At 61.6% G+C, this 16,628-nt stretch carries 10 protein-coding genes; 4 read left to right on the plus strand and 6 right to left on the minus strand.

What is annotated here, in order from left to right; genetic code table 11:
- Positions 1-116 precede the first annotated feature (116 nt).
- The gene (gene putA / locus LIY36_RS09910) at positions 117-4,070 is read right to left on the minus strand and encodes a trifunctional transcriptional regulator/proline dehydrogenase/L-glutamate gamma-semialdehyde dehydrogenase (RefSeq protein ID WP_226455564.1); all 3,954 of its coding nucleotides are present in this window, start codon (positions 4,068-4,070) and stop codon (positions 117-119) included.
- A 459-nt stretch (positions 4,071-4,529) separates the two neighbouring features.
- Here putA and putP point away from each other — a divergent pair, with 459 nt between their 5' ends.
- On the plus strand, positions 4,530-6,014 hold the full coding sequence (gene putP / locus LIY36_RS09915; protein ID WP_226455565.1) for a sodium/proline symporter PutP: 1,485 nt from the start codon (positions 4,530-4,532) through the stop codon (positions 6,012-6,014).
- A 101-nt stretch (positions 6,015-6,115) separates the two neighbouring features.
- Here the strand turns inward: putP and LIY36_RS09920 are convergent, their stop codons facing one another.
- Both LIY36_RS09920 and LIY36_RS09925 read right to left on the minus strand, forming a co-directional pair.
- Positions 6,116-6,505, minus strand: a complete 390-nt coding sequence (locus LIY36_RS09920; RefSeq protein WP_226455566.1) for a hypothetical protein — start codon at positions 6,503-6,505, stop codon at positions 6,116-6,118.
- On the minus strand, positions 6,495-7,442 hold the full coding sequence (locus LIY36_RS09925) for a hypothetical protein (protein WP_226455567.1): 948 nt from the start codon (positions 7,440-7,442) through the stop codon (positions 6,495-6,497). The genes LIY36_RS09920 and LIY36_RS09925 overlap by 11 nt, the downstream gene beginning before the upstream one ends.
- A gap of 334 nt (positions 7,443-7,776) precedes the next feature.
- On the opposite strand from LIY36_RS09925, the gene LIY36_RS09930 reads away from it, so the two are divergent.
- Positions 7,777-9,771 (plus strand): type VI secretion system Vgr family protein, encoded by a 1,995-nt coding sequence (locus tag LIY36_RS09930; RefSeq protein WP_226455568.1) that lies wholly within the window; start codon positions 7,777-7,779, stop codon positions 9,769-9,771.
- A gap of 16 nt (positions 9,772-9,787) precedes the next feature.
- A complete protein-coding gene (locus LIY36_RS09935) occupies positions 9,788-10,471 on the plus strand; it encodes a DUF4123 domain-containing protein (RefSeq protein ID WP_226455706.1) in 684 nt (227 codons plus the stop codon).
- Here LIY36_RS09935 and LIY36_RS09940 read toward each other — a convergent pair.
- Entirely contained in the window at positions 10,457-11,734 is a 1,278-nt protein-coding gene (locus tag LIY36_RS09940; protein ID WP_226455569.1) for an O-acetylhomoserine aminocarboxypropyltransferase/cysteine synthase family protein, read from the minus strand. The two genes, LIY36_RS09935 and LIY36_RS09940, sit on opposite strands and share 15 nt — an antisense overlap.
- Positions 11,735-11,954: 220 nt before the next feature.
- On the opposite strand from LIY36_RS09940, the gene LIY36_RS09945 reads away from it, so the two are divergent.
- The gene (locus LIY36_RS09945; protein ID WP_192298300.1) at positions 11,955-12,791 is read left to right on the plus strand and encodes a 23S rRNA (adenine(2030)-N(6))-methyltransferase RlmJ; all 837 of its coding nucleotides are present in this window, start codon (positions 11,955-11,957) and stop codon (positions 12,789-12,791) included.
- Positions 12,792-12,943: 152 nt separating this feature from the next.
- On the opposite strand, the gene msrA is transcribed toward LIY36_RS09945, so the two are convergent.
- Both msrA and LIY36_RS09960 read right to left on the minus strand, forming a co-directional pair.
- Positions 12,944-13,591: a peptide-methionine (S)-S-oxide reductase MsrA gene (msrA, locus tag LIY36_RS09955; protein ID WP_226455570.1), complete on the minus strand. Its 648-nt coding sequence runs from the start codon at positions 13,589-13,591 to the stop codon at positions 12,944-12,946.
- Positions 13,592-13,664: 73 nt separating this feature from the next.
- Positions 13,665-16,358 carry a putative bifunctional diguanylate cyclase/phosphodiesterase gene (locus tag LIY36_RS09960; RefSeq protein ID WP_226455571.1) on the minus strand — a complete coding sequence of 898 codons (2,694 nt, stop codon included), beginning with the start codon at positions 16,356-16,358 and terminating at the stop codon, positions 13,665-13,667.
- Between the last annotated feature and the right edge of the window lie 270 nt (positions 16,359-16,628).

Consider the following 16,628-nt stretch of genomic DNA (forward strand, 5'->3'; position numbering starts at 1 on the left):
GGGTGAGAGATACGCAGTCCAAATGCGGGAGCGGGCTTGCCCGCGAAGACGGAGTGCCAGTCACTGAATTAGTTGACTGACCCACCGCTTTCGCGAGCAAGCCCGCTCCCACAGGTTTAGCCGATGGTCATCAGGCTCGCGTTACCGCCCGCGGCTGCGGTGTTAACGCTCAGTGCCCGCTCGATCACCAGGCGTTCCAGCGCGATCGCCGTCTCACCTTGGGACAAACCATGCACCCCGACAATCGCACCACTGCGCTGCGCCACTTGCTGGCACACCGCACGCAGTTGGTCGGAGTCGCCGTGGTGCACAACAGCGTCGAATACCACTTCGTCCTTGGTCCAGTCAGCCACGCGCTTGATCTTCGCCTGAATTTCTTTCGGCAGGCGTGGGAGCAACGCCTTGGTCAAGTCAGTTTCCGGCCATACCGCCGAACCGCCTACCGCCAGCACTGCCGCCAGTTGCGTCAGCAGGTCGCCTTCTACTTCCGCCAGGCACAATACGTGCTCGCGGGGCAGGATGGCGTAGCTGTTGCGCTCGCCGGTCGGGCCGGCCAGTTGGCGGGTGATACCGCTTTGCGATTGCGCGGCGAACTGGCTGCACAGGGCGCTCAGCTCGCTGAGCTTGTTGCCGTCGGCCCAGGTTTTCAGGGCGGTCAGCGGCTGGCTCATGGCATCCCGCAGACGTACATCTGGAGCGGCCAGGGCATCGCCACGCACGAAGGACTGCTCGATGGCATCCGTAGGACGAGTCGACAGCAGGCGATACAGGTACAGCGGACCACCGGCTTTCGGGCCAGTCCCCGACAAGCCTTCGCCACCGAACGGTTGTACGCCAACCACGGCACCCACGATGTTGCGGTTTACGTAGACGTTACCGGCGTGGACGTTGTCGATCACCTTGGCGATGGTCTCGTCGATACGGGTGTGCACGCCCAGGGTCAGGCCGTAGCCCGACGCGTTGATCTGGCCGATGAGCTGATCGATCTCTTTGCGCTTGTAGCGCACCACGTGCAGTACCGGGCCGAAGATTTCGCGTTGCAGTTCGTCGAAGCTTTCCAGTTCGATCAGGGTTGGCATCACGAAGGTGCCGCGCTTGATCTCTTCACCGTCGGCGATTGCCACCTGGTACACATTGCGGCCTTTGTCACGCATGGCCTGGATGTGTTTCTCGATACCCGCCTTGGCTTCGGCGTCGATCACCGGGCCGATGTCTACCGACAGGCGCTCCGGGTTGCCCAGACGGCATTCGGCCATGGCGCCCTTGAGCATTTCGATGACGCGGTCTGCCGAATCTTCCTGCAAGCACAGTACACGCAGGGCTGAGCAGCGTTGACCGGCACTGTCGAAGGCCGAGGACACGACGTCGATGACCACTTGTTCGGTGAGTGCCGAGGAGTCGACGATCATTGCGTTCTGGCCGCCGGTTTCGGCGATCAGCGGGATCGGACGGCCCTGGGCATCCAGGCGACCGGCGACATTGCGCTGCAGCAGGCGCGCAACCTCGGTGGAACCAGTGAACATCACGCCTTTGACGCGATCATCACCCACCAGGCGGGCACCCACGGTTTCGCCCTGGCCCGGCAGCAGTTGCAGCACGCCTTGCGGAATACCGGCTTCCAGCAGGATGCGCACGGCTTGCGCGGCGACCAGCGGGGTTTGCTCGGCAGGCTTGGCCAGTACGGGGTTGCCGGCGGCCAGTGCAGCGGCGACCTGGCCGCTGAAGATCGCCAGCGGGAAGTTCCACGGGCTGATGCACACCACCGGCCCCAGTGGGCGGTGGGCGTCATTGGTGAAGTCGTTACGTGCCTGCACCGCGTAGTAACGCAGGAAGTCCACGGCTTCGCGCACTTCGGCGATGGCGTTGGCGAAGGTCTTGCCGGCTTCGCGGGCCAGCAGGCCCATCAGCGGTTGGATCTCGCTTTCCATCAGGTCGGCGGCGCGCTCCAGGATCGCGGCACGCTCGGCGGGCGGGGTGGCCTGCCAGATCGGACCGGCGCCGATGGCGCACTGGATGGCGTTGTCGACGTCTTCGACCGTAGCTTCTTGTACGTGGCCGACCACGTCGCGCAGGTCGGACGGGTTCAGCACCGGTGCCGCCGGTTGTTCACTGGCGGGGCAGCCGAGCATCGGCGCGGCCTTCCAGTTGTTGTGGGCAGTGGCCAGCAGGGCGCAGGACAGCGATGCCAGGCGATGTTCGTTGGCCAGGTCGATACCGGCCGAGTTGGCGCGGTCGCTGCCGTACAGGTCACGGGGCAATGGAATGCGCGGGTGTGGCAGGCCGAAGCCGCCTTCCAGCGTGGCCATTTGCTCGATGCTGGCCACTGGATCGGCCACCAGCTCCTGAATCGAGATGGACTGGTCAGCAATGCGGTTGACGAACGAGGTGTTGGCGCCGTTTTCCAGCAGGCGACGTACCAGGTAAGCCAACAGTGTTTCGTGGGTGCCGACCGGAGCGTACACGCGGCACGGACGGTTCAGCTTGCCATCGGAAACCTTGCCTACAACCTGCTCGTACAGAGGTTCACCCATGCCGTGCAGGCATTGGAACTCGTACTGGCCCGGGTAATAGTTCTGGCCGGCAATATGGTAGATGGCCGACAGGGTGTGGGCATTGTGCGTGGCGAACTGCGGGTAGATGACTTCCGGCACCGACAGCAGTTTGCGTGCGCAGGCGATGTAGGACACGTCGGTGTAAACCTTGCGGGTGTACACCGGGTAGCCTTCCAGGCCTTCGACCTGGGCGCGCTTGATCTCGCTGTCCCAGTACGCGCCTTTTACCAGGCGGATCATCAGGCGGTGACGGCTACGGCGCGCCAGGTCGATCACGTAGTCGATCACATACGGGCAACGCTTCTGGTAAGCCTGGATCACGAAGCCGATGCCGTTCCAGCCGGTCAGTTGCGGCTCGAAGCACAGGCGTTCCAGCAGGTCCAGCGACAGCTCCAGGCGGTCGGCTTCTTCGGCGTCGATGTTCAAGCCGATGTCGTATTGCTTGGCCAGCAAGGTCAGGGACAGCAGGCGTGGGTACAGCTCGTCCATCACACGCTCGTACTGCGCACGGCTGTAACGCGGGTGCAGTGCCGATAGCTTGATGGAGATGCCCGGGCCTTCATAGATCCCGCGGCCGTGGGAGGCTTTGCCGATGGAGTGAATGGCTTGTTCGTACGAGGCCAGGTACTTCTGCGCATCGTGTTCGGTGAGTGCGGCTTCACCGAGCATGTCGTAGGAATAGCGGAAGCCCTTGGCTTCGAACTTGCTCGCGTTGGCCAGGGCTTCGGCGATGGTTTCACCCGTGACGAACTGCTCGCCCATCAGGCGCATGGCCATGTCGACGCCCTTGCGGATCATCGGCTCGCCGCTCTTGCCGATGATGCGGCTCAGGGACGAGGTCAAGCCCGCTTCGTTGTGGGTGGCGACCAGTTTGCCGGTCAGCAGCAGGCCCCAGGTGGCGGCGTTGACGAACAGCGACGGGCTGTTGCCCAGGTGCGGCTGCCAGTTGCCGGTGCTGATTTTGTCGCGGATCAGCGCGTCGCGGGTGCCCTTGTCCGGGATGCGCAGCAGCGCTTCGGCCAGGCACATCAGTGCCACGCCTTCCTGGGACGACAGGGAAAACTCTTGCAGCAGGCCCTGAACAATACCGGCACGGCCACCGGCACTCTTCTGGTTACGCAGTTTTTCAGCGATCGACGCAGCCAGCTTGTTGGTGGCTTCGGCCATTGGTGCTGGCAGACGAGCCTGTTCGATCAGCATCGGCACCACTTCCGGCTCAGGGCGGCGGTAGGCGGCAGTGATCGAGGCGCGCAGCACGGATTGCGGCAGGATGCTCTCGGCAAATTCGAGGAAGCACTGGTGCGCGTGGTCGGTCTGGACCTCGCCAGCGTCGTCGCCGTCCTTGCTGCTCAAGCCATTGAGTTCGGTCAGGGTTGCACCACCCTCCAGTTTCTCCAGGTAATTGAAAATCGCCTGCTTGATCAGCCAGTGTGGCGTGCGATCAATGGAGGTCGCGGCCGCCTTCAGGCGTTCGCGGGTCGGGTCGTCGAGTTTGACCCCAAGGGTGGTCGTAGCCATTTTCTTATCCTCATGGGTGCCACTACCGAGTGGCATCAGCTGGCGGCAAGATTAGCTTCGCCCATGAAGAGGTGCAACCGGGTGCAACCCTTTTTATGCATGAAATTTTTGAAGGAGGGCATGAAAAAAATCGGCCCTCAACAGAATCCGCTTCACGGTGGTGCATTTGCTTCTTAGATCGGCTGTGCTTGCTCCGAAAAGGAGCAAAAACGGGGTGTTTTCTGGAATTAACATCAAGGTGCAACTTATTCTCGAGAAACTGGTTGCACCTTATTTAGTTTGTTGAATAGGATTCGCGCCCTAGGTGCAACCACCGCAAGGTTTGGTTCATCGGCTGACGGCTTTCCTGGGGAAACGTCAGTCATAAATGCGCGGCACGCAGTTACGTCTACCTACTTTCAGTGGGTGGCCGTCTGACAGACCGTCGCTACATAAAAACAAAGCCAGGGCGTCACTCATATGAGCGTTAGCAATCCAACCCTGATCACGTTCGTGATCTACATCGCAGCAATGGTGCTGATCGGCTTCATGGCCTATCGCTCCACCAATAACCTTTCCGATTACATCCTCGGCGGTCGCAGCCTCGGTAGCGTGGTCACGGCCTTGTCGGCCGGTGCGTCCGACATGAGTGGCTGGTTGTTGATGGGCCTGCCCGGCGCGATTTACATGTCCGGCCTGTCGGAAAGCTGGATCGCCATCGGCCTGATCGTCGGTGCCTACCTCAACTGGCTGTTCGTGGCCGGTCGCCTGCGGGTACAGACCGAACACAACGGCGACGCCCTGACCCTGCCGGACTACTTCTCCAGCCGTTTCGAAGATAAGAGCGGCCTGCTGCGGATCATCTCCGCCGTGGTGATCCTGGTGTTCTTCACCATCTACTGCGCTTCGGGCATCGTGGCTGGCGCCCGTCTGTTCGAAAGCACCTTCGGCATGTCCTACGAGACCGCGCTGTGGGCCGGTGCTGCTGCGACTATTGCCTACACCTTCGTCGGTGGTTTCCTGGCAGTGAGCTGGACAGATACCGTACAAGCCACCCTGATGATCTTCGCGCTGATCCTTACGCCGATCATCGTGCTGCTGGCCACCGGCGGCGTCGACACCACCTTCCTGGCCATCGAAGCCAAGAACCCTGACAACTTCAACATGCTGAAGAACACCACCTTCATCGGCATCATCTCGCTGATGGGCTGGGGCCTGGGTTACTTCGGCCAGCCGCACATCCTCGCGCGTTTCATGGCGGCGGATTCGGTGAAGTCGATTGCCAACGCGCGCCGCATCTCCATGACCTGGATGATCCTGTGCCTGGGCGGCACCGTGGCCGTAGGCTTCTTCGGCATCGCTTACTTCTCGGCGCACCCGGAAGTGGCCGGCCCTGTGACCGAGAACCACGAGCGTGTGTTCATCGAACTGGCCAAGCTGCTGTTCAACCCGTGGATTGCTGGTGTGCTGCTGTCGGCCATCCTGGCTGCCGTGATGAGCACCCTGAGCTGCCAGTTGCTGGTGTGCTCCAGCGCCCTGACCGAAGACTTCTACAAGACTTTCCTGCGCAAAAACGCTTCCCAGCGTGAGCTGGTATGGGTTGGCCGCCTGATGGTGCTGCTGGTTGCCCTGATCGCCATCGCCATGGCCGCCAACCCGAACAACCGCGTGCTGGGCCTGGTGAGCTACGCCTGGGCCGGTTTCGGCGCGGCGTTCGGCCCTGTGGTGCTGATCTCGGTAATCTGGAAAGGCATGACCCGCAACGGCGCGCTGGCCGGCATCCTGGTCGGCGCGATCACCGTGATCGTGTGGAAACACTTCGAGCTGCTGGGCCTGTACGAAATCATCCCGGGCTTCATCTTCGCCAGCCTGGCGATCTACTTCGTGAGCAAGCTGGGCGCACCGACTGCAGGTATGGTCGAGCGCTTTGATGCGGCGGAGAAGGACTACAACCTCAACAAGTAATTGCGCTGGGCGTTAAGCGCCTGTCGAGTTGAAAAGAGCGGCCCGCGTCCTTTGGATGACGGGCCGTTTTTTTGTCGGTCTGGAGGTGAAAACGTGCTGGATTACAGGCTTGGTTGATCGCTGAAATGAAAAAACATCGCACCCACTGCGCCGACCAGACCGATAAGAGCTGTTCCGTGAAGGGCGAATTTCAGGCAGCGGGGAAACTCTGCGACTTGTTTTGCGTTGATGACGCCTCGTCTTGTGTTCCACTTCGGCAGTGCAATTGCTACATAGACCGCGCACAGTCTGGTCAATCTTCCTCGTAGGCTGTTGCCCCACAGGTGCTTGTAATTATCCAGCAGACTGCATTGGTCCAGGCGTTGCTCCATCGACTCCAATTTGCGATAGGCCAGGAAGATGTCGAGCGCGACCGCCAGAAGCATTGAGGCTGCCGAGCCCAATGCTATTTGGTCTTTGGCAGGGAGGTTGAGTATGTACTCAATACTCATACAGTACCTCTCCAGTGACCGCGCCAATTTCGCTGCCCCAACTGCCGAACGCCGCGCCCATGGCGCCGCCAGCGATCAAAAGACAGCTCAGGGCGCCCGGCCCGGTTGTCGGAGCCATTACCGCTATACACAAGCCCATTCCCATCTGGCCTCCAATGATTCCTCCCGCTACACCAAAGGTTAATTTACCCGCTTCCACATACTTCGCTTTTCGGCATTGTTCCCCTCTGCCGGTAGAACACGCCTCCTTGATCTCCAGCGCCGTGGACGTCGTACTCAACGCCATCCCCAACGGCGTGCCGTGTTTAAGCAGCTTCGCCGTCTTGGAAATTTTGGCAATCGTTTCTGCGTATCGATTGATCTCCCCTGTGTGCAAATAGCTCCTGGTCGATATCCCCAGCATTTTCTTGATCGATCCTTCATTGCGCAGGCCCGTGCCGTAACGCGCAAAGCTGCGCATTTGCGCTTCCAGTTTGGCAAACAGCACTTTGCGCCGAGCCAAAAAATCATCTCGCGCCGCGCCACCGCCTCGGCGCAGCGACTGTTTATGCAGGGCCTCGATTTCATCGAGAGTTTTCACGATTTCCTGCAAATGCCGGCTCCAGGCATCCCCTGCGGTACCTATCCCCAGCGAAGCGTATCCGAGTAGTTTTTGCAGCAAATCATAATTCTGCAGCGCAAAGGCAGCCCCGCCATGGGCCGTCACGCTATGGCGGACATCCCAGGCGGCGCGCACCAGGCATGACTCCTCTGCGGTGCAGGCTGAGGTGGTGTGGTCACCGATGATCACCAGGTGTCCCGGCAGCACCACCACATTGCGGATATGCGTATTCAGCGCGTCGAACTTGGCTTCGGCGTGTCGGCTCATGCACAAGCTCGCCTTGAGTTCCACAGACGTCAGTGGCCGCTCATTGATAAAGGCATAGGGCTGAGGCATTACAAGTCCCTCAGCGATTGGGTGTCGAGATGTCCCGCCATGAACGCATTCCTTTGGAGTGAACATGGCAGCGAAATTTAATCAGTTGCCTGGAAAACGTCGTGGTTATGCAGGGGGGAATTGGGGGTGGTTTTTTCAGTTTGGGAAACGGGCTACGCGGTGACGAAAAGCTTCCGTCAGATGCCTGCTTTTTTGCGCTGAAAACCCAGGCAAACGTGAACGGGCGAAAAGCAAACCCGTGACGTAAGGAATTACTGATTTGTTGGCGCTGTGATCAGTACGGCAAGTGGCTGAGGCACTATCCCCGGCCCACCCCTTCGCAGAGAAACACCGGATGTTCGCTCCTGCCAATCAAAGTGCCTTCACCCTGACCCTGGATGGGCTTGCCAGTGACTTAAAGGTCTTGAGCTTCACGGGCACCGAAGCCCTCAGCCAACCCTATTGTTTTGATCTTGAATTGGTCAGCGAACAGCCTGATCTGGATCTCGAAGGCCTGCTGCATCGTCAGATGTACCTGGGTTTCGACGCGCAGGGTCATGGCATTCACGGCGTGGTCTATCGCGTGGCTCAAGGTGACTCGGGGCGCCGGCTGACGCGCTATCAACTCAGTCTGGTTCCACAGTTGGCCTACCTGGCCCACAGCAGCCACCAGCGCATCTTCCAACACAAGACGGTGCCGCAGATGGTTGCGCAGGTGCTGACGGCGCAGGGCATTCAGGGCGATCGTTTTGAGTTCCGCCTCAGTGGTACGTATCCCGAGCGTGAGTATTGCGTGCAGTTTGGCGAGAGCGACCTGGCGTTCGTTCAGCGGCTGTGTGCCGAGGCTGGCATCCACTATCACTTCCAACATTGCGTCGAGCGGCACCTGCTGGTGTTTGGCGATGACCAGACGGTGTTTGCCCAGCCTGACCGGCCCAGCCCTTACTCCCCCGGTTCCGGGATGGTTGCGCACGCCCCGGCGATCAAGCGTTTTGCGGTGCAATTGGAGACGCGTACTACAGCGCTGAATCTGCGTGATTACGACTGGCGCAAGCCGCGTCTGACGCTGGAAAGCACGGTGGCCGGCGAGCAGCTTCCCCACCTTGAGGCGCAGGACTACCCCGCGCACTTCAGCGACCGCGCCCATGGCAAGTACCTGGCGCAGCGTGGCCTGGAGCGCTATCGCAGCGACTATCGAACCGCCCGGGGCAGTGGCGATGAACCGGCGTTGGTCACCGGCGGGTTTCTCAAGCTGGCCGGGCACCCGCGCGAGGAGTGGAATGATTTGTGGCTGGTGACCCATATCGTCCACGAAGGCAAGCAACCCCAGGTGCTGGAAGAGGCGGTCACCGAGGTGCCGGGCGGGGACTTTCGCCAGGGGTATCGCAATGAATTTGTGGCGGCACCGTGGGATGTGATCTTTCGTCCACCGTTGCCTGGGCGCCCGAGTATTTCGGGGTATCAGAACGCGGTCGTCACCGGCCCCGCCGACAGCGAAATTCATTGCGACGAATACGGTCGGGTCAAAGTGCAGTTGGCCTGGGACCGCAACGGCGAACACAACGACCATTCCAGTTGCTGGCTGCGGGTGGCCAGCGGTTGGGCCCACGACCGCTATGGCGCGGTGCTGATCCCGCGAGTGGGCATGGAGGTGTTGGTGGGCTTCGTCAATGGCGACATGGACATGCCGTTGGTGATGGGTTGCCTGCCCAACGCGGCGACGCCGCTGCCCCTCGACCTGCCGGCGGACAAGACCCGCAGCATCTTGCGCAGTCACAGCAGCCCCGGGGGTGGCGGTTACAACGAGTTGCGCATCGAGGACCGCAAGGGCGCCGAGGAAATCTACCTGCGTGCCCAGCGCGATTGGACCCAGCATGTGCTGCATGACCAGCAGGTGCAGGTTGACAACCGGCGGCGGATCACGGTGGGCGGCGAGTCGCACCACGAACTGCAAGGCGAGGAGCAGCGCATCACCCACGGCAATCGCCTGATCGAACTCAAGAGGGATGATCATCTGCTGGTCGGCGGTTCGCAGCAGATGCGGGCCGCAGGCACCATTCAGATTGGCGCCGGGCAAAGCGTGGTGATCGATGCGGGCGCGAGCGTGACGATCCAGGCCGGGGGGCAATCGATCACCTTGTCGGCCGGCGGGATTTTCAGCAGCGTGCCGATCCAGCCCGGTGGTGCACCCACTGTGGTGTCGGCGCCGTTGCGGCCTGGGCTGAAGGAGGCGTTGCAGACGGTGGTTCCTGCACCGTTGAGTCGCGTACAAGTCGCCAGCCTCAAGCGCAGTGCGCCGTTCTGCGAAGAATGTGAGCGTTGCAAGAATGGCCAGTGCGCCGTTGCCTGAAAAGGAGCCTACATCGATGTATCAATCCTTGCGTGCGGGTGAACAGCTCTTCGCCATACTGGGCGCCGCCAGCGACGCCAAGCCAGTGGACGCCTGGCGAGCGCTGGCCGCCGGAACGCCTCTGCAACCCGTTTGGGCCGGCACGCCCTATGGGACATGGAGCGAGGTGATGCCCTACGTCGCCATTGTCGAACCGGGCAGTCCGTTCCTCGACTGGGTAGCCGCCACCGAGTCCACCGACTGGGGTTGGCTGGCGGTTTCGTCCAGCCCGCTGGAAAGTGTGGTCGCGTACCTGCAAAGCCTGACCAAGGTCTTCCTGCCGGATGGTCAGGAGGTGTTCTTGCGGTTCTGGGACGGGGTGCAGTGGTGGCCGATCGTTCAGCAGTGCGGCGCGGAGCTATTGCCCGTGTTCCAACGCTACCTGATCAACGGTCAGCCGCTGAGCGTGGCGACCGGCCCGGTGGCGGTTGCCAACCCCGGCCCGTGGTGGCACGTGCCGGCGTCGCTGCTCGAACAGCTGGCCGGGCGATCGCGCCGAACTCTTATCGATAACCTGTTGCAAGGGCTCGAAGAGCAATGCCCGGACCTCCATACCGCCTTCCCGCCGGCGACCTTGCGGCACAAGGTCGCCTACTTCGCGCGCGGGCGGCAGATCAGCCATGCGGGGTTGGCCGGTTACCTCGTCTCAGAGCTGGGTTGAGCCCAACGCCTGCTGCAAATCCTCGATCAGGTCTTCAATCGCCTCGATGCCCACCGACAGGCGAATCATCTCCGGCTTGACCCCGGCCTTGGCCTGTTCTTGCTCGTTCATCTGCCGGTGGGTGGTGGAGGCCGGGTGGCAGGCCAGGGATTTGGCATCGCCGATATTCACCAGGCGCTTGAAGATTTGCAGCGCGTCGTAGAAGCGCACCCCGGCTGCGTAGCCGCCCTTCAAGCCAAACGACAGGATCGCCGACGGTTTGCCTTGCAGGTATTTCTGCGCCAGCGCGTGGTGCGGGTGATCCGGCAGGCCCGCGTAGCTGACCCACTCCACCTCGGCATGGCCTTGCAGGAACTGCGCAACTTTCAACGCGTTCTCGGTGTGGCGCTCCATGCGCAGGGCCAGGGTTTCCAGGCCTTGCAGCAGCAGGAACGCGTTCATCGGGGCCAACGCCGCGCCGGTATTGCGCAGCGGCACGGTGCGGGCGCGCGCGATAAAGGCGGCGGGGCCGAATTTCTCGGTGTAGACCACGCCGTGATAGGCCGGCTCGGGGTTGTTGAGGCCGGGGAATTTCTCCGGGTAATCGCTCCAGGGGAAGGTGCCGCTGTCGACTATCACGCCGCCCAGGGAGTTGCCATGGCCGCCGATGTACTTGGTCACCGAGTGCACCACGATGTCGGCGCCGAAGCTGATGGGCTTGCACAGGATCGGCGTGGCCACGGTGTTATCCACCATCAGCGGCACGCCTCGGGCGTGGGCGACGTTCGCCAGGGCTTGCAGGTCGACGATATTGCCCGCCGGGTTGCCGATGCTTTCGCAGTACACCAGCTTGGTGTTGTCGTCGATCAGCTCGGCGATGGCTTGCGCGGAGTCGTCACGGGCGAAGCGTACGTCCACGCCAAAGCTCGGCAGCAGGTGCGCAAACAGGGTGTAGGTGCCGCCGTAGAGCTGCGGCGTGGTGACGATGTTGTCGCCGGCGCGGGTCAGGGTCTGGATCGCATAGTGGATCGCCGCGCTGCCAGCCGACACGGCCAGGGCCGCAATACCGCCTTCCAAGGCTGCGATACGTTGCTCCAGCACGTCGTTGGTCGGGTTCATGATGCGCGTGTAGATATTGCCGGGTACGTCCAGGTTGAACAGGTCGGCGCCGTGCTGGGCGTTATCGAATTCGAAGGCGACGTTCTGGTAGATCGGCACCGCGACGGCCTTGGTGGTGGGGTCCGACTTGAAGCCGTGGTGCAGTGCGATAGTGGCGTCTTTCATGATTGTTATTGACCTCCTTGGACAGTGTGGGAGCTGGCTTGCCTGCGATAGCGTCACCGCGGTGTGCAGGTAATACCGCGTCGCCTGCATCGCGGGCAAGCCCGCTTCCACATAACGGGCTAGATCATTTTCAGCGAGGTTCCTGCGCTTTAAGCATAAGCACCGCACTGCACCTGAGCCCGCGTAAAAGGTAAACTTCGCCCCCTGCGCAGGAGCAACCATGAATTATCGTCACGCCTTTCACGCCGGCAACCACGCCGATGTCTTCAAACACCTGACCTTGACCCGCCTCATCGCCCTGATGTCGCGCAAGGAGCAGCCGTTCGCCTACCTCGACACCCACGCCGGTATCGGTCTGTACGACCTGCAGGGCGACCAGGCCAACCGCACGGGTGAATACCTGGAAGGCATCGCGCGCCTGTGGGGCCAAAGCGACCTGCCGCCACTGACCGCCGATTACATGCGCGTGCTGCACGAGATGAACCCGGATGGCCAGTTGCGCTACTACCCGGGCTCGCCGGAGCTGGCGCGCCGCCTCACGCGGCCGCAGGATCGGGTGTTGCTCAACGAGAAACACCCGGAAGACGGCCTGCTGCTCAAAGACAATATGAAGGGTGATCGCCGCGTCAAAGTGCATTTGGGCGAAGGCTGGCACGTGCCGCGTGCCCTGTTGCCGGTGCCGGAAAAACGCGCACTGATGCTGATCGATCCGCCGTTCGAGAAACTCGACGAGATGCAGCGCTGCGCCGCTTCCCTCAAGGAAGCCGTGAGCCGCATGCGCCAGACCGTCGCTGCGATTTGGTATCCGGTGAAAGACCAGCGCATGTTGCGCCGCTTCTACCAGGACCTGGCCGGCACTGGTGCGCCGAAGTTGCTGCGCGTGGAGTTGTTGGTGCATCCGCTGGATACGCCGAACACCCTGACCGGCTCGGGCCTGGCGATTGCCAACCCGCCGTGGGGTTTGGAGGAGGAATTGCGTGAGCTGCTGCCGTGGTTGTCCAAGCAGCTTGGGCAGACCCAGGGCGGGTGGCAGATGGATTGGCTGATTGCTGAGTAATCAGCTCTAAGGCCAGACACAGAACCAAATGTGGGAGCGGGCTTGTGTGGGAGCGGGCTTGCTCGCGAATACGGAGTGTCAGTCACAGAGTCAGTTGACTGATCCACCGCTTTCGCGAGCAAGCCCGCTCCCACATTTGAACTGTGTAAGCCTTAGATCGGGCAGGTCACGCCTGTGCCGCCAATCCCGCAATAGCCCTGCGGATTCTTTGCCAGGTACTGCTGGTGATACGCCTCGGCGAAGTACACCGTCGGCGCTTCGTCGATCTCGGTGGTGATCTCCCCCAGCCCGGCCTTGGTCAGTTCTTGCTGATACGCCTGCGCGCTGGCTTTCGCCGCGTCCAATTGCTCCGGCGTGGTCGCATAGATCACCGAGCGGTATTGGCTGCCAATGTCATTGCCCTGGCGCATGCCCTGAGTCGGGTTGTGCAGTTCCCAGAACATCTTCAGCAAGTCTTCGTATTTCACCTTGGCCTGGTCGTACACCACCAGCACCACTTCGCTGTGGCCGGTCAGGCCCGAGCAGACTTCTTCGTAGGTCGGGTTCGGCGTGAAGCCGCCGGCGTAGCCGACCACCGTGCTGACTACGCCGTCGCGCTGCCAGAATTTACGCTCGGCGCCCCAGAAGCATCCCAGGCCGAAGATCGCGAAACCGACGTCATCCAGGAAAGGGCCGAGCAACGGGTTGCCGTTGACGAAGTGGGTTTCGGGCAGCGCCATCGGGGTTTCGCGGCCAGGCAAAGCTTGTTCTGCAGTAGGAAGCACGTTTTTATTCACCAGAATTTCCGAGCGCAAGACCATGATCAGTCCTCTCGTCAGGTTGGGTTAGCGGTAAAGAGTCAGACAGCCAGTGTGCCCGAGTGTTACCACGCTGTCAGGCGACAGGTCCGCGTGGGTAGCGCTTGAGCATAGCAAACAGCTCTGCGCCGGGGATTGGCCGGTCGAACAGGTAGCCCTGGCCGACGTCACAGCGATGCCGGCGCAGGAACGCCAGCTGTTCGGCGGTCTCGATGCCTTCGGCCACGACCTTGAGCTTGAGGTTGTGGGCCATGGCGATCACCGCCGAGGTGATTTCCATGTCGTCCTGGTTGTCCGGGATTTCGTGGATGAAGCTGCGATCGATCTTGATGATGTCGATCGGGAATTTTTTCAAGTAGCTCAGCGACGAGTAACCGGTGCCGAAATCGTCCATGGCCAGGGTCAGGCCGAAGCTTTTCAGCTGGTCCAGTTGCAGGCGCGTGTCCTCGGTGGCTTCCAGCAGCAGGCCTTCGGTCAGCTCCAGCTCCAGCAGGTTGGCCGGCAACTGTTCTTCTTTGAGGATGGTGGCAATCGAGGCCACCAGGTCCGGGTCGGAGAACTGTTTGGGCGACAGGTTGATGGCGACCTGCAAGTTGCCCATGCCAGCGGCGCTCAGTTGCTTGCTCATGCGGCAGGCCTGGCGCGCGATCCATTTGCCGATGGGGATGATCAAGCCGGTCTCTTCGGCCACGCTGATGAACTGGTCGGGGCGGATCATGCCCTTTTCCGGGTGGTTCCAGCGCAGCAGCGCTTCCATGCCCAGCAAACGCCCGCTGCGCAGGCACAGCTTGGGCTGGTAGAACACGTCCAGCTCGTTCTGGGTCAGGGCGCGGCGCAGGTTGTTTTCCACGAACAGCTTGTAGCTGGCTTCGGCGTTCAGCGCTTCGGTGAATACCTGCACCTGATGTTTGCCATTGGCCTTGGCCTTGTGCAGAGCCAGGCCGGCGTTGCGCATCAGGGTCTGCGGGTCGCGACCATGCAGTGGTGCGCAGGCCAGGCCCACGGAGCCGGTGACGCTGATCAGTTGGTTGTCGACGAACATCGGTTTGTCGAGGGTCGCCAACAGCTGGCCGGCGACTTGTTGGCCGGTTTCCAGGTCGGTGTCGTCGAGCAGTACCGCGAATTCGTTACTGGCAAACCGCGCCAGGCTGCCGCTGGCGCTGAGGCTGTTGCGCAAGCGCCGGGCCAGGCTGATCAGCAGTTTGTCGCCGGTCTGGTGGCCGAGGCTGTCGTTGATCCGCTTGAAGTTGTCGATGTCCACCAGCAGCAGGCTGATCGGGCTGTCGCTGTCGCGGGCAAACCGTTCGTCGAGATTGCGAATAAACGCCGGGCGGTTGCCCAGGTTTGTCAGATTGTCGGTGTAGGCCAGGCGCTCGATGCGCTGCTGGGCCAGCTTGCTCTGGGTGATGTCTTCGTAGATGCCGATGTAGTGCGTCAGCTCGCGGTTGTCGCCGTACACCTTGGAAATCGACAACTGGCCCCAGTAGGGTTCGAGGTTTTTACGCCGGCTCTTGAATTCGCCCTGCCAGCTGTTGCTCTTGGCCAGGCTGGAGGGGGCGTCGAACAGCAACTCGCTGAGGTTCTCCAGCGCCGGCAGTTGTGCCAGGCGGTGACCATGGACTTCTTCGGCGCTGTACTGGGTAATCGCGGTAAAGCTCGGGTTGACGTATTCGACCACGCCGTCGCAATTGACCAGCAGAAAGGCATTGGCGCTTTGCTCGACCGCACGCTGGAACAGGTGCAGGGCGCTGGTGGCGGTGCGCCGGTTGTGGTTGTTGATGACCTGGGCGAACTGGTCCGCCAGCTCACCGGCAAAGGCGATTTCGTCGGCTTGCCAGATACGCGTGTTGCGACCTTGCTCCAGGCAGAGCACGCCGACCACCTGGCCATCCACACGAATGCTGGCGTCGAGCAGGGCCTGGATGTCCTTGGCGCGCAGTTCTTCGGCCAGCTCGCGGGTGCGCGGGTCGCGTAGGGCGTTGGTGGCGTCGATGGCGCGGCTGCTGTGCAGGGCTTCCAGATAATCCGGAAAACCGCTGGCATCGATGGGCTCGGGCAGATAGTGCTGCTGCTCGGCACGCAGGTAGGCGGCAATCGGCACCAGGCGCTGGTCTTCGAGGTGCCAGATGCGCGCACTGTCGACTTGATAGATCTCGCAGGCGCTGCGGGTGATCAGCTCGGCGGCTTCCTGCAACGAATTGTTGGCGGTGTAGCGCTGGCGGGCCAGCAGCAGGATCAGCTCCTGCTGGGCGCGTACGCGCTCCAGATGTTGCAACTGTTCCTGTTGCGCGCGCTGGTTGAGCTCCAGGGCGATTTGCAGGCGGCTGTTCTGGCTTTCCAGGTCGGCCGTCGGGACTGTCGTCGGGATTTCGTTGAACAGGCCGTCGACCACCATCAGGTAGCCGCGCAGCAGGTGGCGATTGTGTTGTTTGTAGGCTTCACCCATCTCCAGCAGGCTCAGTGGACCGTCGCTGGTGTGCAGGGTGTAGCGCACCAGGTAGTGGGGGCTGTGGCTGAGTTGTTGCTGGATCGCGTCATGCAGCTGATAGCGCGCTTGCGGCTCCATCAGGCTGGCGTAGGGGGTGCCGAGCAGGGCGCACAGCTCAACGGCCGGCAGGCCGAACTGGCGTTCGCAATTGGGGTCGAGGTACAGCAGGGCCCAGCTTGCCTCATTCAGCCGCTCGAAACGCAGCATACCGAGGCGCGAAGGCACCGGTAACTGCGTCACTACCTCGGCCGCCATACGGGCGACATCGGGTTGGCTTTTCATGGGGGAAACTCGCTTGGGAAAATGCGCACGGCGCCGGGCTCACGCCCTCTTTTCTGTCGCCTGCAAGCAAGGTTGCATCATGCAGCACGCACTGACAAGAGAGGATGAAGGCTAAGTGCTATATGGGTGTTATCGGCCGCGCGGGGGATTTCTGAAATGGTACTGACGGAAGGTGTACAAACCTGTTTTGTCTGTCCAATTTTCACCTGAAAAGCGGGCAAAAAAAGCCCCGCCAAGTGGCGGGGTTGAGGTACGAGCGTGGCGCTCGGA

Origin of the sequence: Pseudomonas sp. AF03-9 (genome assembly GCF_020515815.1) — a bacterium.
In the GTDB taxonomy this organism is placed as follows: Bacteria; Pseudomonadota; Gammaproteobacteria; order Pseudomonadales; family Pseudomonadaceae; genus Aquipseudomonas.

Coding starts and splice junctions, on each gene's coding strand:
- putA (WP_226455564.1), bottom strand. CDS start 4,070: ATGGCTACGACCACCCTTGGGGTCAAACTCGACGACCCGACCCGCGAA.
- putP (WP_226455565.1), top strand. CDS start 4,530: ATGAGCGTTAGCAATCCAACCCTGATCACGTTCGTGATCTACATCGCA.
- LIY36_RS09920 (WP_226455566.1), bottom strand. CDS start 6,505: ATGAGTATTGAGTACATACTCAACCTCCCTGCCAAAGACCAAATAGCA.
- LIY36_RS09925 (WP_226455567.1), bottom strand. CDS start 7,442: ATGCCTCAGCCCTATGCCTTTATCAATGAGCGGCCACTGACGTCTGTG.
- LIY36_RS09930 (WP_226455568.1), top strand. CDS start 7,777: ATGTTCGCTCCTGCCAATCAAAGTGCCTTCACCCTGACCCTGGATGGG.
- LIY36_RS09935 (WP_226455706.1), top strand. CDS start 9,788: ATGTATCAATCCTTGCGTGCGGGTGAACAGCTCTTCGCCATACTGGGC.
- LIY36_RS09940 (WP_226455569.1), bottom strand. CDS start 11,734: ATGAAAGACGCCACTATCGCACTGCACCACGGCTTCAAGTCGGACCCC.
- LIY36_RS09945 (WP_192298300.1), top strand. CDS start 11,955: ATGAATTATCGTCACGCCTTTCACGCCGGCAACCACGCCGATGTCTTC.
- msrA (WP_226455570.1), bottom strand. CDS start 13,591: ATGGTCTTGCGCTCGGAAATTCTGGTGAATAAAAACGTGCTTCCTACT.
- LIY36_RS09960 (WP_226455571.1), bottom strand. CDS start 16,358: ATGAAAAGCCAACCCGATGTCGCCCGTATGGCGGCCGAGGTAGTGACG.